The organism is Vibrio sp. 10N.261.54.A5 (genome assembly GCF_041471145.1).
GTDB classification, from domain to species: Bacteria; Pseudomonadota; Gammaproteobacteria; order Enterobacterales; family Vibrionaceae; genus Vibrio; species Vibrio crassostreae_C.
The window spans coordinates 1-19,591 of record NZ_JBFRNU010000084.1; the positions used below are offsets into that span (position 1 = coordinate 1).

The 19,591-nt window shown below is 43.7% G+C and carries 28 protein-coding genes; 24 read left to right on the forward strand and 4 right to left on the reverse strand.

The features are described 5' to 3' along the window. Nucleotides 1-654 (reverse strand): transposase zinc-binding domain-containing protein (locus tag AB4329_RS21460; RefSeq protein WP_372139236.1); only part of this gene is annotated, 654 nt, incomplete at its 3' end. Further along, nucleotides 651-1,538, reverse strand: a complete 888-nt coding sequence (locus AB4329_RS21465) for a tyrosine-type recombinase/integrase (RefSeq protein WP_372139237.1) — start codon at nt 1,536-1,538, stop codon at nt 651-653. The genes AB4329_RS21460 and AB4329_RS21465, both read right to left, overlap by 4 nt. Before the next feature lie 293 nt (nt 1,539-1,831). Between AB4329_RS21465 and AB4329_RS21470 the strand changes: the two genes are divergently transcribed. The 16 genes from AB4329_RS21470 to AB4329_RS21545 all read left to right on the forward strand — a co-directional run bounded on the left by AB4329_RS21470 (nt 1,832) and on the right by AB4329_RS21545 (nt 11,707). Beyond that, a complete protein-coding gene (locus AB4329_RS21470) occupies nt 1,832-1,966 on the forward strand; it encodes a hypothetical protein (RefSeq protein ID WP_372139239.1) in 135 nt (44 codons plus the stop codon). A gap of 75 nt (nt 1,967-2,041) precedes the next feature. Further along, the gene (locus AB4329_RS21475; protein ID WP_108082913.1) at nt 2,042-2,455 is read left to right on the forward strand and encodes a GFA family protein; all 414 of its coding nucleotides are present in this window, start codon (nt 2,042-2,044) and stop codon (nt 2,453-2,455) included. Between the two features lie 133 nt (nt 2,456-2,588). After that, nucleotides 2,589-3,176: a cold shock and DUF1294 domain-containing protein gene (locus tag AB4329_RS21480; protein WP_136974251.1), complete on the forward strand. Its 588-nt coding sequence runs from the start codon at nt 2,589-2,591 to the stop codon at nt 3,174-3,176. Between the two features lie 254 nt (nt 3,177-3,430). Next, nucleotides 3,431-3,844, forward strand: coding sequence for an NUDIX hydrolase (locus AB4329_RS21485; protein WP_136974252.1), 414 nt, complete (start codon nt 3,431-3,433; stop codon nt 3,842-3,844). A 49-nt stretch (nt 3,845-3,893) separates the two neighbouring features. Continuing rightward, nucleotides 3,894-4,301, forward strand: a complete 408-nt coding sequence (locus AB4329_RS21490; RefSeq protein WP_102333299.1) for a VOC family protein — start codon at nt 3,894-3,896, stop codon at nt 4,299-4,301. Between the two features lie 168 nt (nt 4,302-4,469). After that, nucleotides 4,470-4,940, forward strand: a complete 471-nt coding sequence (locus tag AB4329_RS21495; RefSeq protein ID WP_102393701.1) for a GNAT family N-acetyltransferase — start codon at nt 4,470-4,472, stop codon at nt 4,938-4,940. Nucleotides 4,941-5,017: 77 nt separating this feature from the next. After that, entirely contained in the window at nt 5,018-5,362 is a 345-nt protein-coding gene (locus AB4329_RS21500) for a VOC family protein (protein WP_050649969.1), read from the forward strand. A 119-nt stretch (nt 5,363-5,481) separates the two neighbouring features. Next, nucleotides 5,482-5,898: a VOC family protein gene (locus AB4329_RS21505; protein WP_017061801.1), complete on the forward strand. Its 417-nt coding sequence runs from the start codon at nt 5,482-5,484 to the stop codon at nt 5,896-5,898. Between the two features lie 129 nt (nt 5,899-6,027). Continuing rightward, nucleotides 6,028-6,609, forward strand: coding sequence for an HD domain-containing protein (locus AB4329_RS21510; protein ID WP_102321002.1), 582 nt, complete (start codon nt 6,028-6,030; stop codon nt 6,607-6,609). Nucleotides 6,610-6,812: 203 nt separating this feature from the next. Then, nucleotides 6,813-7,070 (forward strand): hypothetical protein, encoded by a 258-nt coding sequence (locus tag AB4329_RS21515; RefSeq protein WP_102393703.1) that lies wholly within the window; start codon nt 6,813-6,815, stop codon nt 7,068-7,070. A 140-nt stretch (nt 7,071-7,210) separates the two neighbouring features. Continuing rightward, complete coding sequence (locus tag AB4329_RS21520; RefSeq protein ID WP_017061804.1) at nt 7,211-8,215, forward strand: S66 peptidase family protein; 1,005 nt, start codon at nt 7,211-7,213, stop codon at nt 8,213-8,215. A 151-nt stretch (nt 8,216-8,366) separates the two neighbouring features. Continuing rightward, complete coding sequence (locus AB4329_RS21525; RefSeq protein ID WP_017061805.1) at nt 8,367-8,831, forward strand: DUF302 domain-containing protein; 465 nt, start codon at nt 8,367-8,369, stop codon at nt 8,829-8,831. Nucleotides 8,832-9,098: 267 nt separating this feature from the next. Further along, entirely contained in the window at nt 9,099-9,614 is a 516-nt protein-coding gene (locus tag AB4329_RS21530) for an adenylate kinase (protein WP_136978486.1), read from the forward strand. A 132-nt stretch (nt 9,615-9,746) separates the two neighbouring features. Beyond that, nucleotides 9,747-9,971: a hypothetical protein gene (locus tag AB4329_RS21535; RefSeq protein ID WP_017061807.1), complete on the forward strand. Its 225-nt coding sequence runs from the start codon at nt 9,747-9,749 to the stop codon at nt 9,969-9,971. A 138-nt stretch (nt 9,972-10,109) separates the two neighbouring features. Beyond that, the gene (locus AB4329_RS21540; protein WP_017061808.1) at nt 10,110-11,138 is read left to right on the forward strand and encodes a radical SAM protein; all 1,029 of its coding nucleotides are present in this window, start codon (nt 10,110-10,112) and stop codon (nt 11,136-11,138) included. Between the two features lie 17 nt (nt 11,139-11,155). Beyond that, entirely contained in the window at nt 11,156-11,707 is a 552-nt protein-coding gene (locus tag AB4329_RS21545; protein ID WP_017061809.1) for a DUF1349 domain-containing protein, read from the forward strand. Nucleotides 11,708-11,801: 94 nt separating this feature from the next. Here AB4329_RS21545 and AB4329_RS21550 read toward each other — a convergent pair whose 3' ends face one another. Then, nucleotides 11,802-12,134 carry a PBPRA1643 family SWIM/SEC-C metal-binding motif protein gene (locus tag AB4329_RS21550; protein ID WP_017068336.1) on the reverse strand — a complete coding sequence of 111 codons (333 nt, stop codon included), beginning with the start codon at nt 12,132-12,134 and terminating at the stop codon, nt 11,802-11,804. A gap of 255 nt (nt 12,135-12,389) precedes the next feature. Here AB4329_RS21550 and AB4329_RS21555 point away from each other — a divergent pair, with 255 nt between their 5' ends. From AB4329_RS21555 to AB4329_RS21585, 7 genes are all read left to right on the forward strand, one after another. Beyond that, nucleotides 12,390-13,106, forward strand: coding sequence for an HAD family hydrolase (locus tag AB4329_RS21555; protein ID WP_017061811.1), 717 nt, complete (start codon nt 12,390-12,392; stop codon nt 13,104-13,106). Nucleotides 13,107-13,157: 51 nt separating this feature from the next. Next, on the forward strand, nt 13,158-13,541 hold the full coding sequence (locus tag AB4329_RS21560) for a nuclear transport factor 2 family protein (RefSeq protein ID WP_102428711.1): 384 nt from the start codon (nt 13,158-13,160) through the stop codon (nt 13,539-13,541). An 89-nt stretch (nt 13,542-13,630) separates the two neighbouring features. After that, nucleotides 13,631-14,362, forward strand: a complete 732-nt coding sequence (locus AB4329_RS21565; RefSeq protein ID WP_372139240.1) for a glucose 1-dehydrogenase — start codon at nt 13,631-13,633, stop codon at nt 14,360-14,362. Between the two features lie 93 nt (nt 14,363-14,455). Then, the gene (gene catB, locus AB4329_RS21570) at nt 14,456-15,088 is read left to right on the forward strand and encodes a type B chloramphenicol O-acetyltransferase (protein ID WP_372139241.1); all 633 of its coding nucleotides are present in this window, start codon (nt 14,456-14,458) and stop codon (nt 15,086-15,088) included. Nucleotides 15,089-15,258: 170 nt separating this feature from the next. Then, complete coding sequence (locus AB4329_RS21575; protein ID WP_017068339.1) at nt 15,259-15,510, forward strand: Rho-binding antiterminator; 252 nt, start codon at nt 15,259-15,261, stop codon at nt 15,508-15,510. A gap of 8 nt (nt 15,511-15,518) precedes the next feature. Beyond that, nucleotides 15,519-15,752, forward strand: a complete 234-nt coding sequence (locus tag AB4329_RS21580) for a hypothetical protein (protein ID WP_372139242.1) — start codon at nt 15,519-15,521, stop codon at nt 15,750-15,752. A 48-nt stretch (nt 15,753-15,800) separates the two neighbouring features. After that, the gene (locus tag AB4329_RS21585; protein WP_136982719.1) at nt 15,801-16,250 is read left to right on the forward strand and encodes a GyrI-like domain-containing protein; all 450 of its coding nucleotides are present in this window, start codon (nt 15,801-15,803) and stop codon (nt 16,248-16,250) included. A gap of 223 nt (nt 16,251-16,473) precedes the next feature. On the opposite strand, the gene AB4329_RS21590 is transcribed toward AB4329_RS21585, so the two are convergent. Continuing rightward, complete coding sequence (locus tag AB4329_RS21590; protein ID WP_017061817.1) at nt 16,474-17,064, reverse strand: glutathione S-transferase; 591 nt, start codon at nt 17,062-17,064, stop codon at nt 16,474-16,476. 173 nt (nt 17,065-17,237) lie between these two features. Here AB4329_RS21590 and AB4329_RS21595 point away from each other — a divergent pair, with 173 nt between their 5' ends. Further along, entirely contained in the window at nt 17,238-19,493 is a 2,256-nt protein-coding gene (locus tag AB4329_RS21595) for a peptidase U32 family protein (protein ID WP_017070692.1), read from the forward strand. Nucleotides 19,494-19,591: the final 98 nt, after the last annotated feature.

The following is a 19,591-nucleotide window of genomic DNA, read 5'->3' on the forward strand; positions in this document are numbered from 1 at the left end:
GCAATCGACCACCCATTGTTTGGGTATGCCACTCGGCAGCCACAACGTTGGGTGTTGATTAATGGCCTCTAGCATTCTTGCTCGCCATACTTTGGCCAAAGCAAACGCGTTGAAGAGGTAATGCTTGTTGCCTTTGTGCCACGTTTGCCTCGACGCGTCGTATTGGCCTGCCGCCACGATAATGTGCAGATGTGGGTGCAAGTTTCGTTGTCGGCTGTGAGTATGCAACACGGCGGTAAAACCAAGTTCACCTTGCCGTTGTCGGTTAGCAAAATCCTTTAATACCCCTGATGCCACCTTAAACATACCGTTATATATCGCTTTAGGTTGATGTCTTGCTAAGCCCCTTAATTGATACGGCAAAGTGAAGGTCACCATGAAATAGTGAATAGGTAACCGCTTTTGCTGCTGACGCTGAAGCCAATCAGCGGTGGTGCGTTGTTGGCACTGAGGGCAATGACGATGACCACAAGAAAGCGGTAATCGGTCATTGTGATGACAGTGACTGCAGAACCATTGTGAGCGACCTTGTTGCTCGGTTTTGCAACGGAGCATCGCCCCAATGGTTCGATGCATATCGCCATTCATCTGCGCATAATAGTGACGTTTAAGCGCAGAGTGATGTTGGCGAAGCAGTTCAATAAAGGTACTCATGTAATGCTCCACGTTAAGTCTAGAGCATCAGTTAAATGGTTGATGGCCATCGCAGCATCGCGTTGTTTTAGCGTAGTCATTCGAGTGTAACGAGCAGTGGTGTTAAGGCTTGCATGACCCAGTAGCGTTTGTAGTGAACGCAGGTCTAACCCTTGCTCAAGTAAGTGCGTCGCGAAGCAATGTCTAAGTGAGTGGGGGCTGGCGTGTTTTTGGATTCCGCACTCTTTGAGTACAAGCTTCATGGTTTTTTGAATACCGCCTCTGTCCATCGGTGCGTCGTCGCCTTTTCCAAGCCCCGGAAACAGTAATCGAGGGTGCTTGTGGCTGAGCCAGTGTATGCGAAGTGCCTTAAGCGTTCGCAGCGGAAGCGGCACCATTCGATCTTTTCCACCTTTTCCTTCACGTATGTGGATACGCATCGTTTGACTGTCGATATCATGAACCGTGAGGTTGAGTCCTTCACCAAGACGTAATCCCATACTATAAAGAGCCAAGAAGAAGACCTGATAACGTGCCTGTCGAGTGTGAGTAATCAGCGAGCTGACTTGCTGTGGTGTCAGTATGTCGGGCAGTCGTTTCACTTGTGGCGGCTTGACGATATTGAGCCATTCCCATTGTTTATTGAGCGTGTAGCGATAGAAAAACTGCAAGCCATTACGATCGAGTTTAATGGTACTCCATGAATGAGTTTGAATAAGCGCAGCGAAGAACTGTTTGAGGTCGGCAGTGGTTAACGTGTCTGGTACGCGATCGAAGTGAGCGGTGATCCGACGAACTGCACGGGAATAGGCATCGATCGTCGCAGGTCGTTTACCTTGCAGCTTTAGGTTGGTAAGGTGTTGTTCATAAAGGGTGTTGTAGCGTTTTAAGTCATCGGGTTTCATGGGTTTACTCCTGTCAACGACCATCAAGATGATGGTGTTACAAGAGTATGGCTTGCACTCGTTTTACTCTGCCGCGTAGCGGCTTCGTTCAACAAGGCGCCTAAATCTGATTCGTAAACGCGTGCCGAACTCGCTTCGCTCAGACATGGCATACATCCACTTACAGCGTAGCTAAGCGTTATGCCTCGTCATTCTTCCTGAGTTAAAGTAACTATCCATATCTAGTTTAGGTTCACGGTGCCTTTCTTAACTATTTGGTAGAGTGGCATTTCAATGAGCATGGGGGTTTTGTAATGGGAACTGTAATCGGTTTGGTGATTCTAGTTGCGATAGATTGGTATCTTGTTCGTAAAACAGGGCTTCATATTCATAATTGGATTTCTAAAAAGTATGCCGCGTATCTGTCGAAGAAGGGAAACAAAAAATAACCTTTCTTATTAAGTCATCGGTATAAAAAGCGTTATCTGCTATTCATTTCACACACTGCAAAGATTGGAGGATTCATGAAAGGTAAAGGAAAGTGCCTATGTGGCTCAGTTGAGTTGGAAGTAGAGTACGCCAGTAATGAATTGGGGGCTTGTCATTGTAGTATGTGTAGAAATTGGTCTGGCGGTCCGATGTTAGTCATTGATTGCTCTGATTCCGTCAAAATATCAGGTGAATCAAATGTAGTGAGATATAAGTCATCCGATTGGGCGGAAAGAGGATTCTGCGGTAAATGTGGTACCCACTTGTTTTACTTTTTGGTGCCAAATAATCAATATCATCTTCCTGTCGGTTTATTGATGCCTGGGGATGACTACAAGTTAACTCATCAGATATTCATCGATGAAAAGCCCGAATACTACGAATTTAAAAATGAAACACAAAATATGACTGGTGCAGAAGTATTTGCCCACTTTGAAAGTGGAGAGTAAGCACTGGTTTTTGTTTCACTTAAGATAAATTCGCAACACTCGGCGTCACTTTTTAGTTAATTGGGACGCTATATGTTACGACGTATCGAGTGATGTAACGTTAGTCGTTATAAACCAGAGATTAGGAAGTTTTATGATCAAAGGTCAGGTAATAGAATGGAATGATTCTAAGGGTTACGGTTTCATTTCTTCCGTTGGTGGTGAATTGAAGGTGTTTTTCCATATTTCATCTGTCACAAACCCCGGTTACCGCCCAAAATTACAAGATAGTGTCACCTTCGAAGTAACTAAAGATAATAAAGGGCGTCTAAATGCTGAAAATGTAACAGTTCAAGGTGTTAATGGCTTCCCTTTTGCTGTGTTGTTTGGGTTTAGTTTTTTGGTGGCAGCGACCGCATCGGTCATAGTGTTCAATGGTGAGAAGATTCTGATCCCTTTGTATATTGTATTGAGCATCTTTACGTATTTTATGTTTGCTTGGGATAAGCAAGCTGCACTGAGCGGGGATTGGAGAACGTCAGAGAAAACACTTCATATGCTTTCTCTCTTAGGTGGTTGGCCTGGCGCGCTACTAGCTCAATTTCAGCTACGACATAAATCAAGAAAGCAGCCTTTCAAATTCATCCTTTGGGTTGCGATTTTATTAAATGGCTGCGGATTTCTTTGGTTGTTTACGGAACAAGGTAGGAATTTAGCGCTGGGAGTGCTTAACCTCTTTTAGTCATAATTTGGAGTTAGCTAAGGGACCAAGGTTAATTGAGTCATCTTACTTTATAGATATTCTCGGACCTTCCAGCTTTAGAGCCGAGATACTTTAAAAAGGCTAGCATCTGAAACGACTGAAACTCGCGCTATGTCTATCCTTTTTTATCCTATAGAGCTTGAACTTAGACGCTCTAGTGTGAATCGGTTTCATGTTTGCCTAATTATATTTTTCACGACGCAACACACGTTCCGTGAAACAAGGAGTTTTAAGTGAGTCAGGAAGTAAGAGTAGGTGTCGCTGCGGTTATTCTACGTGAAGGGCGAGTGTTACTTGGAGAGCGAATTGGTTCTCACGGAGCTCATACGTGGGCAACGCCGGGCGGACACCTTGAATGGGGTGAGAGCATTGAAGAGTGTGCCAAACGCGAAACACTCGAAGAGACGGGCTTGGTTGTTAGTGCATTTGAGAAGCTCTCTTTTACCAATGATATTTTTGAGAAAGAGAATAAGCACTATATAACGCTGTTTGTTGTGGCTTCTGATGCTAGCGGCGAACCACAGATAACAGAACCAGATAAATGTAAGCAATGGAAATGGTTTAAGCTAGACGAGTTACCTGAGCCATTGTTTCTTCCTCTGACGAATCTGTTGAGCGATCCGGTCATCCTTGGGAAGCTGGCTTAGTAAAACAGATTCTCCTCATATCTTTAATTGAATGACTAAAGGATCAATGATGACGTTACGAGTAGTTCCGGAGCTTTATTGTTTCGATATTAATGTGAGCAAATCCTTCTTTGTCGATGTGTTAGGGTTTGAAGTGAAATACGAGCGCTCAGATGAAGAGTTTGTTTATCTAACGCTTGACGGTGTTGATGTGATGCTTGAAGGGATTGCGGGCAAAAGTCGAAAATGGCTTTCAGGTGATCTGGAGTTTCCGTTAGGGCGTGGTGTTAACTTCCAATGGGATGTTATCGATATCGAACCACTTTATCAGAGAGTTAACGAAAGCGCCGCTGATTCTATTTACTTAGCGTTAGAGTCAAAGTCTTATCAATGTGGGGATTCGATCGCGACTCAGAAGCAGTTCATCGTTCAAACTCCTGACGGTTATCTCTTTAGGCTCTGCCAAGATATTCATTAAGTCATGACCTTTTGGCTGGATACCAAATGCTGGTCTTTGCTCTAAATTATTGGATGGACTAAACGTATTAACTGAGTACTAAGGTTGCATTTCCCAAACTACGGTTCTCGAGACACTAGCGATGAGCTCTAGTCGGTTTTTCGTGCGTGTTATACAGAAGGAACAACAATGATAACTATCGAAAGGCTTGAAGATTCACATGTGGCGTTAGTTCAGGCCATCCAACTCGCCGATGAACAGGTTAAGTTCGCTGGTACAGCTGCAGAGTTTTTATTAGACGGCAGTGAAACGACGCACTTGCACGTGATTAAGTCTGATAACGAAGTTGTGGGTTTCTTTAAGCTGGATATCGCTTACGCAGAGCACTACGAATTCTGCCCTGAAGGAAGCATTGGCTTGAGAGCCTTTGTTGTTGATAAAAACCAGCAAGGTAAAGGTTTAGGAACAGGCACGGTGAAGGCTTTGTTTCCGTATTTAAAAGCGAATTACTCAGCGTATGAGTCGATTTACTTAACTGTGAATTGCAAAAATCCGGCAGCATTTAACTGTTATAAGAAAGGCGGCTTCGAAGATATCAATCAACAGTATCTAGGTGGCGCAGCAGGGCCGCAATTTATCATGCGCGGTCGAATTGCTTAGTAATAAATTATTGATGAGAAACACCTGCACAGCTGTATGCAGGTTGAGAGTCTTAAAGAACACGAGAAGGAAATTTGATGAAGGTTCAATATCTTGAAGTGGTTACCCCAGAGGTCGATGTCGTTTGTGCAACATACGCTCAGCTCTACAACGTGAAATTCAGTGGTGCAGATGTGAACCTTGGTGGGGCGCGCACTGCAAAGCTATCTAATGGCGGGGTAATTGGCATTCGAGCACCGCTTCGTGAAACTGAAGAACCAACTGTTCGTCATTACACGTTGGTTGAGGATATTCAGTCTGCAGTAAATGCCGCCGAGAAACTAGGCGCCGAAGTTGCGGTGCCGCCAATGGAGTTACCACGTCACGGGATGTGTGCCATTGTCATTCAAGGTGGCGTCGAGCTCGGATTCTGGCAGTTATAAATGATGTATACCTTTTAGATTGTGACGGACGAGATACTACGATTTATGATGCGACACCTAGTGTCTTTACCTGCTTCATGGCATCATTCCACGCAGCTAAAACCCCAACAAGGTATGTTATGAAACAGAATATTGTCCACATTGCACTCGTGGTAAAAGACTACGATGAAGCGCTTGATTTCTATGTAAACAAGCTTAAGTTTGATCTCATCGAAGACACGTATCTGCCAGAAGAAGATAAGCGCTGGGTTGTTGTTGCTCCACCAAATTCAACCGGTGTGAGCCTGTTACTTGCTAGAGCTTCCAAGCCAGAGCAACTCGATTTCATCGGCAACCAAGCTGGTGGACGCGTATTCCTATTCTTAAACACCGATGACTTCTGGCGTGATTACGAACGTATGACGTCTTTGGGCATTAACTTTGTCCGAGAGCCTAAAGAGCAAGGCTACGGCACCGTTGCTGTGTTTGAAGATCTTTACGGTAACTTGTGGGATCTGCTTCAGTTAAATCCTGAACACCCTATGGCTAACAGGTAGATAAGCTTAGCCCACAACCATCGGGTGTTGCGTATTACAAAATGTCGGTTTATTGGGAGTAACGCTTCTTTGTCGCTAGGTTAACCCTCCGCACCGCTCAATCATCAACTTAAGTTAAGGAAGCTTATCGTGGAAGAAATCAAAGGCATTCTGCAATTCATGGTCGAAATTGAACAATTAAAGGATGTTCATCGACAGACGAAACCAGTTGGATTGGACCGATATGAAAACTCGGCCGAGCACAGTTGGCACGTCTGTTTGAGCGCTCTTATGTTGAAAGACTATGCCAATGAAGAAATCGATATTACCCGAGTAATGAAGATGTTGCTGATTCATGACCTTGGGGAAATCGATGCGGGAGATACCATCATTTATGCCAGTGAAACCGAAGAAAACAAGCTCAAAGAGAGAAACTGCGTCGAGCGCTTGCTGAAATCATTGCCGAGCCATTCAAGAAGCGAGTATTTGGATTTATGGCTTGAGTTCGAAGCCGGTGAGTCACCGGAAGCTAGATTTGGTAAGGCGATCGATAGAGTGCCGCCTTTGCTTCATAACATCCATGGTGGTGGTCATAGCTGGAAGAAGCACAACATATCCAAAGACAAAGTCCTGACCTTCAATGGCGAGCGTATTTCTAAAGGCAGTCGTGCCTTATGGAAAGAGCTAGAAGTGCAGCTTGAAGGTGCTGCGGACAAAGGGCTATTAAAGTAAAAGTTAATTTCGTACCTAAGCGTAACAATAGCTTTAGCTGTTCAATGAGGGAAATCTCGATGGCAACTGATTCAAGATGCATGGCACTTACCTTGTGTCTCATTTCTTTCAAATAAAGATCTAGTGGACAACAATAAGTTCGAGAACCGAGTGATAAGTTGTTAGTATGCATCAACTTTATAAATATTGGTTGGCTTATATAAATGCTTGATAATAAGTATATTAAACATCCTTATCACTGCGAACAGTGTAACGCACTTACCCCGCACCTTGCTGTTAACGCTTCCGATGCTGAATCTAAAGCGGACACTGAATCTGAAAAGAAACAATGGAAGCTAGGCGTGTTGATGGAGTACCTGATGACGTTATTGTTTAAAGGTGACCATAATGTTCCCGGTTTTTATGTCGACAGTGATTACGAATACCAGTGTGAAAAGTGTGGGACTAAGTCGTGGCACTGATTGGGGATGAAAATTTGATTCAACCTTAATTTTTTGAGCTCTAACCCCGAAATCAACTCGCTTAAAGAACTCGTTTGCTTTAAGAATTAGTGAGTTTCAGTCAGGCGTATTATTCCAATTTTGTTATGGAGGACAAACGAGTGATATACCCAAAAGCTTTAAATATTGGTGACAAAATCGGATTTTTCTCACCGTCATCGCCCGCAACGGTCTTTGCACCTAATCGATTTGCTCGTGCTAAACGTTATTTGGAAAAGCAGGGCTTCATTCTAGTTGAAGGTTTGTTAACTGGAGAGTCAGAAGGGTATCGTTCTGGTTCCATTCAAGCGCGAGCCGAAGAACTCAATCAGCTCATTCGAGATCCTGACGTGCGCTGCATTATGTCGACCATTGGTGGTAACAACAGTAACTCACTGTTGTCATACATCGATTATGATGCCCTTAGAGACGACCCTAAGATCATCGTCGGCTATTCAGATGCCACAGCATTACTGTTAGGCATCTACGCCAAAACTGGATTGGTGACTTTTTATGGCCCTGCACTTGTTGCGTCATTTGGTGAGTTCCCGCCATTAGTCGACGAAACCTTCCAATCGTTTACTGACATCTTATGCTCGGATTCAAGCCAACATCAGTACACGATGCCTGAGAGTTGGACTGACATTAAACACGATTGGGAAACTCAAGACTCTGCAAAGCCAGTTTACAATAACGAATGGCACTTCATGGGAAGAGGTCAAGTAAGCGGTCGCGTGATTGGCGGCAACCTGAGTACGATGGCCGGGATTTGGGGCAGCGAATACATGCCAGAAATTCAGTCTGGCGATATTCTGCTTATTGAAGATTCACTAAAAGGCATTGAAGCGGTCGAGCGTTCATTCGCGCACTTATTGGCTTGCGGAGTATTCGATAAAGTAGGCGCTATTGTACTCGGCAAACATGAGTTGTTTGATGACAAAGGGACAGGGCGAACACCACTCGATGTACTTCTTGAAGTGCTGAACGGTAAAAATGTCCCGATCCTGTATGGCTTCGACAGTTGTCACACCCATCCCATGCTAGTCACGCCACTAGGTGTGCAAGGCACTATTGATTTTGATGACCAAACATTCAAGCTTCAAAGCCAATGGTTAGCGTCGAGTTAACCTAAACTGATGATAATAAGACGCATTAGAAAAGTGATCCTCTCTGCAAACTGAGAATCGAATCGCGTCTATACTGACATGGGTTACGTCGCTGATTTTAGAAGTGGCGCTATGAATGTAAGTTTGATTAGGTTAAATCTCTGAGGTGACGATGAAAAAATTACTACCACTATGCGCCATTTTACTCTCTGCATCATTTTTAGCTGCGGCTTCTGATGGTTTGATTAAATACCAAAGTAATTACTCAGTGAAAGAGACCGCTGACCGCTTTGAAGAACTCGCTATAAGCAAAGGTTTGACGTTGTTTGCGCGAATTGACCATCAGAAAAACGCGAGTAAGGTCGATCTTGAATTGAGACCAACGGAAGTCATCATCTTTGGTAACCCGAAAGTAGGGACACCATTAATGCAATGTGCTCAAGAAGTCGCGATAGATTTACCGCAGAAGGTGTTAGTCACTGAAGATTCAAATAAGAAAGTATGGTTGTCTTACAACGATCCTAATTACTTGGTAGAGCGTCACGCGATCAATGGCTGTGACGAGGTCGTTAAGAAAGTATCGGGTGTACTAAGCAAGCTATCAGAAGCGACAGTGGCGAAAAAGAAAGCGAAATAACCAAGACCAATTAGCACTCATTAAGACTATTAATGGGTGCGACTTGACGAGGATATAGCTTCCCAATCAACGTTTGGCTGCATTGACAACTAAGCAACAATATATAAAAGTAGTTTTATGAAACTGAATTTAGCGCCATCTAACCAACGAATTATCATCATTCCATAAGAATGGTGGGATTGTTGATGCGCTTTGTTTATCGAACCCACCCGTAAGGTGGGTTTTTTGTCGCTGTCTTATGGGTTTTATCTGAATAGAGGAAGTCATATGAAAAAGATCGCGGTTTTTGGTAAGCCTGGGAGTGGAAAGTCCACAGTCAGCAAGGCGTTAGCACTAGCTACAGGGATAGAGCTTCACCAGTTGGACTCTATTGTTTACAAGGCCAACGGAGAGTTTGTTGAACGTGAAGTATTTGAGGAGGCTCATGAGAGCATACTTAAGTCAGAAAGCTGGATCATCGATGGTTTTGGCCCTCTAGGCTCGTTCAACACACGTTTAGATGCAGCTGATACCTTGGTTTATATCGACATTCCTTATTCAACTAGCTACTGGTTTGTAACCAAGAGAATGCTCAAAGGTTTATTTGTTAAACCTGAAGGCTGGCCTGCTGGAAGCTCAGTGATAAAAGGCACGATACAAAGCTATAAGACACTACAACTGTGTCCTAAATTTTGGAATGACGACTTTAGAGCGCAGTTAGAATTGCGCGCTAAAGAGAAAGAGGTTTACATCATCAGAAGCGTGACTGAATTGAATAACTTTGTTCACCAACACTTCACTTAACAGTCGAGAGTTTACTTTTCTTTAAAACGCTCTTACTTACTCATAACTTCATGAAAATATTTAGATTTAACTCTACGTGTGGCATATTTGCCATATATTTAGTTTGTGCTTTGAGTTAAGGAGATAGATATTATGTATGGAAGTGAGAAGACGAGAGCGTTCTGTAGTAACTGTAAGGAACTGACACTGCACAAGTACACTATGTTCAGTAACCAAGCCGAAAAAGCGCCACAACATGAAAAGAAGCCAGGGTTGCTTGGAATGATTTTATCGTCGCTAGCTTCAAGTGGCGGAAACGGTGACTATAAATGTACAAAGTGTGGAACCAATTTACGTACACCGGACAACCTTGATTAGCCTTTAACCTACTTAATACTTCAACATTCTTCTTCTTTAATTATCCGTTTTCATTTGATAATAATTCAAATTGTACCGTGTTTTTCATTGAATGAACTTCTAGTAGCCTATGCGAATAGTTAATTATTGGGCATTCAAATGACACAGTATCAGTTCCAACAAGGGCATATTCGTCCACCTTCAGAAGCGGATAGCTTATTGATTCGCACCACCCAAGGTTGTCCTTGGAACAAATGTAAATTCTGTACGCTGTTTGAGGGGATGGAGTTTGCAATTCGTCCCGTTGAAGAGATTAAGAAAGACATTTGGGCTGCGAAAGCATTCTATAAGAACCGTAAATTTGAGACCTGTTTTCTGCAAGACGGTGATTCATTCACTATGGATACCGAAGACTTGCTGGATGTGTTGAATACACTCAAACAAGCCTTCCCAGAGTTAAAGCAGATCAGCTCTTATGGACGAGCGCAAAGCATGACTAAGAAGTCGCCTGAAGAGATGAAAGCCATCTGTGATGCAGGGCTCAACATGCTTTATTGCGGTATGGAATCGGGTTCTATTGATGTTCTCAAATTGATGAAAAAAGGCATTACTCCGAAATCTATTTTGAAATCGACCGAATACGCGAAGCAAGCGGGTATGAAGATGATGACCTTCATTATCCTTGGCTTGGGTGGTAAAGAATATTCGGCGCAGCATGTTGAAGAAACGGCGGCCTTACTTAACCAAATCAACCCAGATGAAATACGCATTCTGTCGCTTGCTGTGAAGCCTGGAACCGAATTGGATGAACTGGTGCAGAATGGAGAGTTCACGCCACTTAGCGAACGTGAAATGCTTGAAGAACAATATCAATTGATCAGTAAACTAAACCGCGTGACGGGCAACTATGGTAACTATCACGGTATTAATTTGTTGATGGAACTGAACGGACAGCTGCCACAGGATAAAGCGAAGTTCTTAGCGACAATAGACCGTTTCAATATGATGAGTGAGAATGACCAGAATAACTTTATCTTGGGACGTCGCATTCATTACTACGCCGCATTGAAAGACATGGATAACCAACTTATGTACGATTCTGTACAAAGAGAGCTTAATCGCATTCAAAAGCAAAATCCCGATGAACTCGACAATGTGTTTTACCAACTCCGTCAACGCATGATCTAGCAGCAAGGACTAATAACATGAATAACCTCGTTAACTGGCAAATCAGAAATGAAAATCCGGAACATCGGTCTTTGGAAAACGGCGTGCTGACGATGCAAGTGCAAGAGGGCAATATCTTTGGTGCGGGTTCAGCTGATGTTGATAATATCTTCGTTCATCCAGTATCTAGCTCGGATTACAGCACAGAAGTGACGGTTCAATTAGATCCAAACCTCGCATTTGAACAAGCTGGGTTAGGTATTTACTGGGATAACGACAACTACATTAAAGTGAGCAAAGAGATGTTCATGGGCGAGCGTTCATTGGTGTTCGTTGTAGAACAAAATGGTCAGCCACAGATCAAGGAACGTCTGTTGTTTAGTGAATCTAGTGTGTCGGTAAAGCTCGTCAAACAAGGCGGAAAAGTCAGCGCTCATTTCCGCCCGTTAGAAAAACAACAATGGCAGGAAGTGATCACGTTTGATTCGTTAGTAGGCAGTGAACAGGGTGTGATGCTTTATACGTTCAGTGGCAGTAAGGCGACGCCTAATTTCGCCAAATTTAGTGGCTTCAGTTTGTCTGACGCCTAATAATTTGTCTTACGCTGAATAAGCTTGCTTAGCGTATAAAAAAACGGACCGATATTGCTACCGGTCCGTTTTTAAATTCTTCAAGTCAAAGCGCTTATGCACAACACTTCTTGTATTTTTTACCGCTGCCGCAAGAACACGGATCGTTACGGTTAGGGGTCTTTTCAAACGTCATCGTTTTTGGCTTGTTCAGTAGAGTATCAAGCTCGATGGTGTTCTCTTCTTTGTCTGCGTCGACTGTAACAGTAACGAAGATAGTATTTTCAGCGGCTAGTGCTTCAACTTCTGCTTTGCGCGCTTCAGTTTGAACCATTACTGCGATTGGAGATTCTTCAGTACCCGCTTTCACATCGCGGTTTACGTTGTAGCCAGCAAGAACGTGGTTCTGTCTTGTTTCGATACGGCCTTTGAAAAATAGTTTCGACATTGGGTACTCATTAAAAATGTTGAATGGCGCTATTTTTAACGGCGATAGCGCAATGGAGCAGGGATTATACGCATATATTGCAATTGATAAAGCAGTGATGTGAGCAAACACTGTTTGGTTTTTGTTTGCTAGTAACGGTTTGTTCTCTAGCTTTGCTTCTATTCGACAAATTTCGAAATTCAAGACAATAAAATTGCCCTAAATAGGCTTATGAATGATAAATTCAAATTACTAATCGAAACAAAGAGATAGTGTATGAAGTTAGATGCCATCCTGTGGGATTACGATGGAACCATAGTCAATTCCGTTCCAAAGAATATCGCAATCACAAAAGACATTATCTCTTTAGTCGCGCCACACTTGTCAGGCGACAACTTACCTAAATATTTGCTTAGCGAAGCGCTTTATCATGAAGCCAACCACGGGGCTAAAAACTGGCAAGCCTTATATGTCGACTATTACGGCTTATCCCATGACGAAATGTTGATCGCTGGTGGAATGTGGGCAGAGCATCAAGAGAAAAACCAAACAGCCGTTGCCTTGTTTGAAGGAATGGAAACCGTGGTTAATCAGTTTGCTCATCTTCCTCATGGGATCTGCTCTCAAAACTCTCAATTGAATATTCGTGGTGTGCTCGACAGTTATGGCATCGGCGATTTGTTTAAATCGGTCGTGGGCTATGACGATGTCTCGAACGGTAACCAAAAACCCCATCCATTTGGTGGTGTGAAATGTGTCGAGAACATATTTGGCGCCGATCCGACTAACGAGCTTTGTTTGATGTACATCGGTGACCATGAAGCGGACACACAGTTTGCTCGCAATATTGAAGCCGCGCTGGGTAAAAACGCAAAAGTGATTGCCGTTGCAGCAGGTTATAGCCGATCGAAACCTGAAAATTGGCAAACCAAGCCCGATTACATTGCTAACAGTGTCGATGATCTTTTAACGATCATTAGCAAGTACGCATAACGAAGCAGACATTTAAAAATCACCACACGTAAATAACTTTAAGGAAGAATAATGACACCAAAACAAGTGGTATTAGGTTTTTGGGATGCAATGCGCAGTAATGATTTTGCCAAGGCAAGCGAATGGCTAGCCGCAGATTTTGAAGGCTATTGGCCTCAGTCGTCTGAATTGACGGTAGGCCGCCACAACTTCACGGCAATCAACTCTGAATATCCAGCCAATGGTGTTTGGGAGTTCACGCTCAATTCGATTGTCTGTGAAGGTGATACGGTAGTAACGGACATTTCAGTTACTGACAGTGTGCTGAAAGACCGAGTGATCACCTTTCACACGGTTGTTGATGGTTTAATTCAAAAGCAAACTGAGTTTTGGCCAGAACCATTCGAAGCGCCGGCGTGGCGATCGCAGTGGGTTCAGATCGTATCGAACAATTAGTTTGTATCGATACGATCAGTTTGTCACGAACAACTAGGTCGTATCGAATAATCAGGTTGCACAGAATAAGTAAACATTAGGAGGTTTCATTGAGCAAGGTAGTGGTTGTAACCGGCGGAAGCCGAGGTATTGGCGCAGCGACGTCTAAATTGTTGGCCAGTCAAGGCTATGCTGTATGCGTTAACTTCATACACAATGAGTCGCGAGCTGAAGATCTAGTGAACGAGATTCGCGAACAAGGCGGAACCGCGATTAGTGTGCGTGCGGATGTGTCTGTTGAATCGGACGTGAAATCTTTATTTGAGATTGCTCGTAATAAGCTAGGTCCAGTGACGCACTTGGTCAATAATGCCGGGATTTTGTTTACCCAGTCACCATTGGTTGATATTGAATTGGATCGCTTTGAAAAGGTGATGAAATCCAACGTATCAAGCTGCTTTCTGTGCAGTAAAGCCTTTATCAAACAAGCCGATGGCGCGGGTTCGATTGTGAATGTATCGTCTGCCGCTTCTCGCACTGGCGCACCGTTTGAGTATGTGGATTACGCTGCATCGAAAGGTGCGATGGATTCTCTTACAAAAGGCTTATCGCTTGAATTAGCTTCACGTAATATCCGAGTGAATGGCGTAAAGCCAGGTTGTATTTATACTGAGATGCATGCAGACGGCGGAGAGCCAGATCGCGTAGACAGACTAGCTTCGCAGTTACCGTTACAACGAGGTGGCACACCAGAAGAAGTCGCGAACTCTATCGCGTGGTTACTGTCAGACGAAGCTTCTTATGTAACCGGCTCGTTTATTGATATTGCAGGCGGTCGATAGGGCACGTTTGCCTTTACACTAATATAAACAAGTTACAACCATCAACACTCAACAAAAGTACCTAACTAAAAGAACGAAACTAAGAGTACAACCATGAAAAACTATTTTGAAAGCCCGTTTGTTGGAAAGTCACTCAAAGAACAAGTGACCAACCCAAACATCATCGTGGGCGAGCACAGCTATTACTCGGGTTACTACCATAACCACAGCTTTGATGACTGTGCGCGTTACCTATTACCGGATAGAACCGACATCGATAAGCTGATCATTGGCAGCTACTGCTCGATTGGTTCTGGCGCCGTGTTTATGATGGCGGGCAACCAAGGCCACCAAAACCAGTGGGTGAGTACCTTCCCGTTTTTCTATCAAGACGATGAGAAGTTTGAAGGTGCGATAGACGGCTTTGAACGCTCTGGTGATACCGTGATTGGTAACGATGTGTGGATTGGTACAGAAGCCATGATCATGAGTGGTGTTAAGGTTGGTGACGGAGCCATCATCGCAAGTCGAGCGGTTGTGACTAAAGATGTCGCGCCATACTCGATTGTCGGTTCAAACCCAGCACGCCATATCCGTTCTCGTTTCAATGAGACTGAAATCGCTCAGTTGCTAGAAATGAAATGGTGGGAATGGAGCGAAGAACAAATCAAAGGCGCAATGTCGCTAATGTGTTCTTCAGACATTGGTGGTTTGTACCATTATTGGAAAGGATTCTTGAAGCCTTAAATTGTCGTTCACAGATGAAATGTGAATGGTGAGAACGAGATTAAATTTAACAAATTACTCAATAATCTGATTATGGCAATGCGATTGTGATACGAGTAACTTATTGATTATATGCATATTGCATAGTATGGCGTGTCGCATTAGCGTGGTGGATGAATTGGAGGGGTATTATGATTAGTTGCAACGATTACGATTATATTGAAATTGTGTGTATGCACCGATACCCAATCAAGTTAACGCTGAAGTCTGGCGAGCAGATTGAATGTGTCGGGTTAGATACCCAGCGCAATGACAGCCGTGAAGAGTGCATTAAAGTCAGTACTCAAGGCGAGCAACAACTTGTCGTATTAACTCAAATAGCGACATTGGATGTCTGTGTCGACAACCCTCACTTTCAGCATGTTTCATTCAAAACGTCATAGGCTTTCAAATGAATAGAACCATAGAACAATGCTATTGCACCGCGTGCAGAGAAGAGACACAACATGTTGTTGTGTTGGTCAGAAAGACGAGTGCGTTTGCAGACAAACCTAACCAAAAGCGAAGCGAGTTTTGGGCAGGCATGATAAAAGGTTGGTTTCTTGGCCCATTTATCGCATCTATGGACGAATTTTCTCGTCATATAGTGTGTGAGAAGTGTGGTCACAAAGAGATTGAAGATTAGGTATCGATTCAATATGCTCAAACCATCGTTGGCTTAGGGATAAAACGAATGAAAGTAGAAACGATTGAAGCCGTAAAGGCGTATGGGTTTTCAGTAAGAACCACTAATCAGGATGAGGTTGACCCAACTAAAGCGAAGATAGGTCAATTGTGGCAGGGCTTTTTTGATCAGGCTTTTCCCAAACTGACGCCGGATTCAAAAGTGTACGGTGTCTACACTAATTACGAGTCTGATTTTACGGGTGAGTTTGATGTTATCGCGTGTGCTAATGCGTTAACGGATCAAGACTTAAATAATCTTATTGAAACCAAGATTGAAGCAGGCAAATATCTGACGTTTTCTGCTGAAGGTGAACTTCCTCAAGCAGTCATCGATCTATGGGGTGAAGTGTGGGCGTATTTCAGCGCTGCTGACTGCCCACATGTGAGAACTTACACGACAGATTTTGAACTATACAAAGGTGAAACTGAAGTCGAGATTTCGATAGCGATTCAGTGATCAGGTTAAAATGAACAAAAGGCTTAGCTTAGACTGTGTTTGCCAGTTAAGAGACAGTAGTTACCGGTAAAGAGACAACGGAATCCCAGTTAAGCCTTTGAATATCTGTTCTTTACAAAGAAGATACAGTGTCACGTAACTACTTTAATACCTAGAAATTATCTATTCCAGAATTCCCCTAGATCACCCTAGATACCCTTAAGTCACCCAAAATTCTCTTAAGTTATCCAAAAAGACAATCTTGCTTGGTTTCATTCCACAAAGGGTATTGCTTCATGACTTGGGTGTAGAGCTTACTTTCAAGGTGCGCTCTTAACCAACGTCCTACGTTTTGATATTCCGATTTCACAAACCACTTCTTTTCGACTCGCACAAACTGACTGACGAAAGGCATCACCGCAAAATCGGCCAAGCTTGGGCTTTCTCCAAAAAAGTAGGGCTGATCGGTAAGTCGCACTTCTAACTGCTTAATGAAGGTTTCGCAGGCTTGTCGGCGTTGTTCAACATCGATGTTTCGGTAACGAACCGATGCACGATACCTTTCTAAGTGACCAATAAATTCTTCATCGTTGGTTTTAATGAGCTGCTGAACTTGTTCGCTAAGCGTTGGATTGCTTGAACGCAGAAGATCTTGAGGATCGTTTTGTTGAAGTGACCAGTTCATCACATCCAAGCTCTGTTCAATGACTTGTCCATTGGGTAACACCAATACAGGCACTGTTCCTTTTGGCGAACTGGCCAATAGTTCGCTAGGCTTGTCTTTGGTAACGATTTCTCGAAGTAACACTTTTTGCTGTGATAGTGCGATGCCCATTCGTCCGCGCATTGCATAAGGGCAACGGCGTAAAGAATAAAGGATAGGTAGATCGGATTCGTTCGGCATTATTGAGGTCATTTAGTTTGAAAAGTGTTGTACGGTGGTAAAGAGATCGTGATGTGGGTAGAATACGCGGCTTAAAAATTATAAGTAAGTGAGCGACTTCAAAAATGAGCAGAAAAATTGAGTTATTAGCCCCAGGTGGCGATGTAGAAGCGATAAAAGCCGCCATCGTAGCGGGTGCTAATGCAGTTTATTGTGGTTTAGACACATTCAACGCTCGTAACAGAGCCTCTAACCTGTCGTTAGACGAATTGAATGGTGTGATTCGCCTTGCTCATGAATACGGCTGTGAAGTGTTCCTGACTCTTAACGTTGTGCTACTGGAGCACGAGACTAAGAGCATCACCAAACTGCTGAACCAGCTTGTGAACACCAAAGTGGACGGCATCATTGTTCAAGACTTGGGTTTATTCAACCTGGTTAAGAAGCATTTCCCATCGTTAGACGTTCACGCGTCGACTCAGTTAACTACGCACAACGAAGGTCAGATTAAGTTCTTGTCTAAGATTGGCGCGACGCGCGTTAACTTGTCTCGTGAGTTGAACCTGCTTGAAATCAAGATGCTGACGGAAGTGGCACACGATCACGACGTATTAACCGAAGTGTTCGTACACGGCGCTCTGTGTATCGCATTCTCTGGTCAATGTTACTCAAGCTCAGTAAGTGTGGGTAACTCAGGTAACCGTGGTCGTTGTAGCCAAGCGTGTCGTGATGAGTACGAAATCACCAACGCGGGCAACAAGTTCCCACTTAACCTGAAAGATAACTCAGCTTACTACGACCTACCTGAATTGGTTGATGCGAAAGTCGACTCATTGAAAGTAGAAGGCCGTATTAAAGGCGCACACTACGTTTACACTGTGGTAGACACATGGCGTAAACAGATTGATAGCTTTGTTGAAAGTGGTTTGTTGATCGAAGACGATTCGAACCTGCACAAAGTATTCAACCGTGATTTCACCAACTCTTTCCTAAAGGGCAACCTAACGAAAGACATGTTCATCGATAACCCGCGCGACAACAGCATGAACTACGCTGTTGAAAAAGCGACGGAGCAGAACAACGAAATCTCAGTTGTACAGATTCAAGAAGTGACCAACGAACTTCACCAAGCGAAAGACGTTCTTGGTAACGAAATGCGTGACAAGATCGAGTTCCTTGATATTCGCAAGACACCAGTAGCACTGTCGTTCAGCGCAAAAGTGGGTCAACCATTTACGGTGACTGTGAACACGCCAAAAGAGAACTTTACTCTTCAATCTAAATCGCTATTGAAAGCGGTTGAAGAGAAGGCGATTACTCAAGAGCTACTTGAGAAGCGCTTCAAAAACGTGAAGAGTGCAGTTCACACGCTAGAAAGCCACGACTTCAGTGAAGTGGATGCAGGCTTGTTGATTCCTCTAAAAGAAGTTTCAGACCTAAAAGACGAGATCGACTTCATTCTGAACGGCTCTGTGGAAGTGATTAAGCACGTTGAAGTGCCAGCACTGCCTCAGCACCCTAAAGTGAACGAGAAGCCGACTATGTCGATGCTTATCGCCGATGTAGAAGACTTACACCTGTGTGACGTGACTGACGCGGATGTTTACTTCAAACTTCCAGAAAGCTTCAAGAAGCGTTGTAACAAGTACATCGACATCTTGGCAGCAAACCCACGTTTGATTCCTTGGTTCCCAGCGGTATTGATCGGTAAAGATTACGACGAAGCGGTTCGTATTCTTGAAGAGATCAAGCCAGCTCGCATCGTAACCAACAACACGGGTATTGCTTACAAAGCTTACGAGATGGGTATTGAGTGGGTTGCAGGCCCGTTCATGAACACGACCAACTCTCACGCACTGGTTACTCTGAAAGAAGAGCTGAACTGTGCAGGCGCATTCATTTCGAACGAGATCAACAAAGGTCAGATTCGTCATATTCGTCGCCCAGAGAACTTCAAACTGTTCTACAGCATTTACCACCCAATCTTGATGATGACCAGCCGTCAGTGTTTCTTCCAAAGAACCGTGGGTTGTAACAAGCCAAGCATCGAAGCAGGTTGTATGTTGAAGTGTGAGAAAGCGACCACGATTACCAACGTGAAAGGCATCTCTTTTGCGGTTGATAAACAGAAGGGTGGCTACCCAAGCATTTACAACCACGAGCAGTTCTTGAACCACGACGCAGTAACTGACTTCTCTGGTCTGTTCGACGAGTTCTTCATTGACCTAACCAACATCGGTGCAGGTTCTAAAGAAGTGAAAGACAAAGTTGAGCTTATCAAGCATTTCGAAGCGCTACTGAACGGCGTTGAAGGTTCACAACAGAACCTAGAGCAGATGGTTGAAGTTCGAACTAATGCTCAGTACGTGCAAGGTTTATAACGCTCAACCGCTTATAAGCACTCAGCACCAATAAACAAAAGGCCACTCAATCGAGTGGCCTTTTTAATGTCTGTGTCCCGTCCTGAAATGTGTTTACA

What these genes read in the sequence shown, in the direction of transcription:
- AB4329_RS21535 (WP_017061807.1), top strand. Translation starts at nt 9,747, where the DNA reads ATGTATGGAAGTGAGAAGACGAGAGCGTTCTGTAGTAACTGTAAGGAA.
- AB4329_RS21580 (WP_372139242.1), top strand. Translation starts at nt 15,519, where the DNA reads ATGAATAGAACCATAGAACAATGCTATTGCACCGCGTGCAGAGAAGAG.
- AB4329_RS21575 (WP_017068339.1), top strand. Translation starts at nt 15,259, where the DNA reads ATGATTAGTTGCAACGATTACGATTATATTGAAATTGTGTGTATGCAC.
- AB4329_RS21500 (WP_050649969.1), top strand. Translation starts at nt 5,018, where the DNA reads ATGAAGGTTCAATATCTTGAAGTGGTTACCCCAGAGGTCGATGTCGTT.
- AB4329_RS21590 (WP_017061817.1), bottom strand. Translation starts at nt 17,064, where the DNA reads ATGGGCATCGCACTATCACAGCAAAAAGTGTTACTTCGAGAAATCGTT.
- AB4329_RS21560 (WP_102428711.1), top strand. Translation starts at nt 13,158, where the DNA reads ATGACACCAAAACAAGTGGTATTAGGTTTTTGGGATGCAATGCGCAGT.
- AB4329_RS21540 (WP_017061808.1), top strand. Translation starts at nt 10,110, where the DNA reads ATGACACAGTATCAGTTCCAACAAGGGCATATTCGTCCACCTTCAGAA.
- AB4329_RS21505 (WP_017061801.1), top strand. Translation starts at nt 5,482, where the DNA reads ATGAAACAGAATATTGTCCACATTGCACTCGTGGTAAAAGACTACGAT.
- catB (WP_372139241.1), top strand. Translation starts at nt 14,456, where the DNA reads ATGAAAAACTATTTTGAAAGCCCGTTTGTTGGAAAGTCACTCAAAGAA.
- AB4329_RS21525 (WP_017061805.1), top strand. Translation starts at nt 8,367, where the DNA reads ATGAAAAAATTACTACCACTATGCGCCATTTTACTCTCTGCATCATTT.
- AB4329_RS21480 (WP_136974251.1), top strand. Translation starts at nt 2,589, where the DNA reads ATGATCAAAGGTCAGGTAATAGAATGGAATGATTCTAAGGGTTACGGT.
- AB4329_RS21515 (WP_102393703.1), top strand. Translation starts at nt 6,813, where the DNA reads ATGCTTGATAATAAGTATATTAAACATCCTTATCACTGCGAACAGTGT.
- AB4329_RS21465 (WP_372139237.1), bottom strand. Translation starts at nt 1,538, where the DNA reads ATGAAACCCGATGACTTAAAACGCTACAACACCCTTTATGAACAACAC.
- AB4329_RS21490 (WP_102333299.1), top strand. Translation starts at nt 3,894, where the DNA reads ATGACGTTACGAGTAGTTCCGGAGCTTTATTGTTTCGATATTAATGTG.
- AB4329_RS21475 (WP_108082913.1), top strand. Translation starts at nt 2,042, where the DNA reads ATGAAAGGTAAAGGAAAGTGCCTATGTGGCTCAGTTGAGTTGGAAGTA.
- AB4329_RS21585 (WP_136982719.1), top strand. Translation starts at nt 15,801, where the DNA reads ATGAAAGTAGAAACGATTGAAGCCGTAAAGGCGTATGGGTTTTCAGTA.
- AB4329_RS21495 (WP_102393701.1), top strand. Translation starts at nt 4,470, where the DNA reads ATGATAACTATCGAAAGGCTTGAAGATTCACATGTGGCGTTAGTTCAG.
- AB4329_RS21470 (WP_372139239.1), top strand. Translation starts at nt 1,832, where the DNA reads ATGGGAACTGTAATCGGTTTGGTGATTCTAGTTGCGATAGATTGGTAT.
- AB4329_RS21530 (WP_136978486.1), top strand. Translation starts at nt 9,099, where the DNA reads ATGAAAAAGATCGCGGTTTTTGGTAAGCCTGGGAGTGGAAAGTCCACA.
- AB4329_RS21555 (WP_017061811.1), top strand. Translation starts at nt 12,390, where the DNA reads ATGAAGTTAGATGCCATCCTGTGGGATTACGATGGAACCATAGTCAAT.
- AB4329_RS21545 (WP_017061809.1), top strand. Translation starts at nt 11,156, where the DNA reads ATGAATAACCTCGTTAACTGGCAAATCAGAAATGAAAATCCGGAACAT.
- AB4329_RS21550 (WP_017068336.1), bottom strand. Translation starts at nt 12,134, where the DNA reads ATGTCGAAACTATTTTTCAAAGGCCGTATCGAAACAAGACAGAACCAC.
- AB4329_RS21595 (WP_017070692.1), top strand. Translation starts at nt 17,238, where the DNA reads ATGAGCAGAAAAATTGAGTTATTAGCCCCAGGTGGCGATGTAGAAGCG.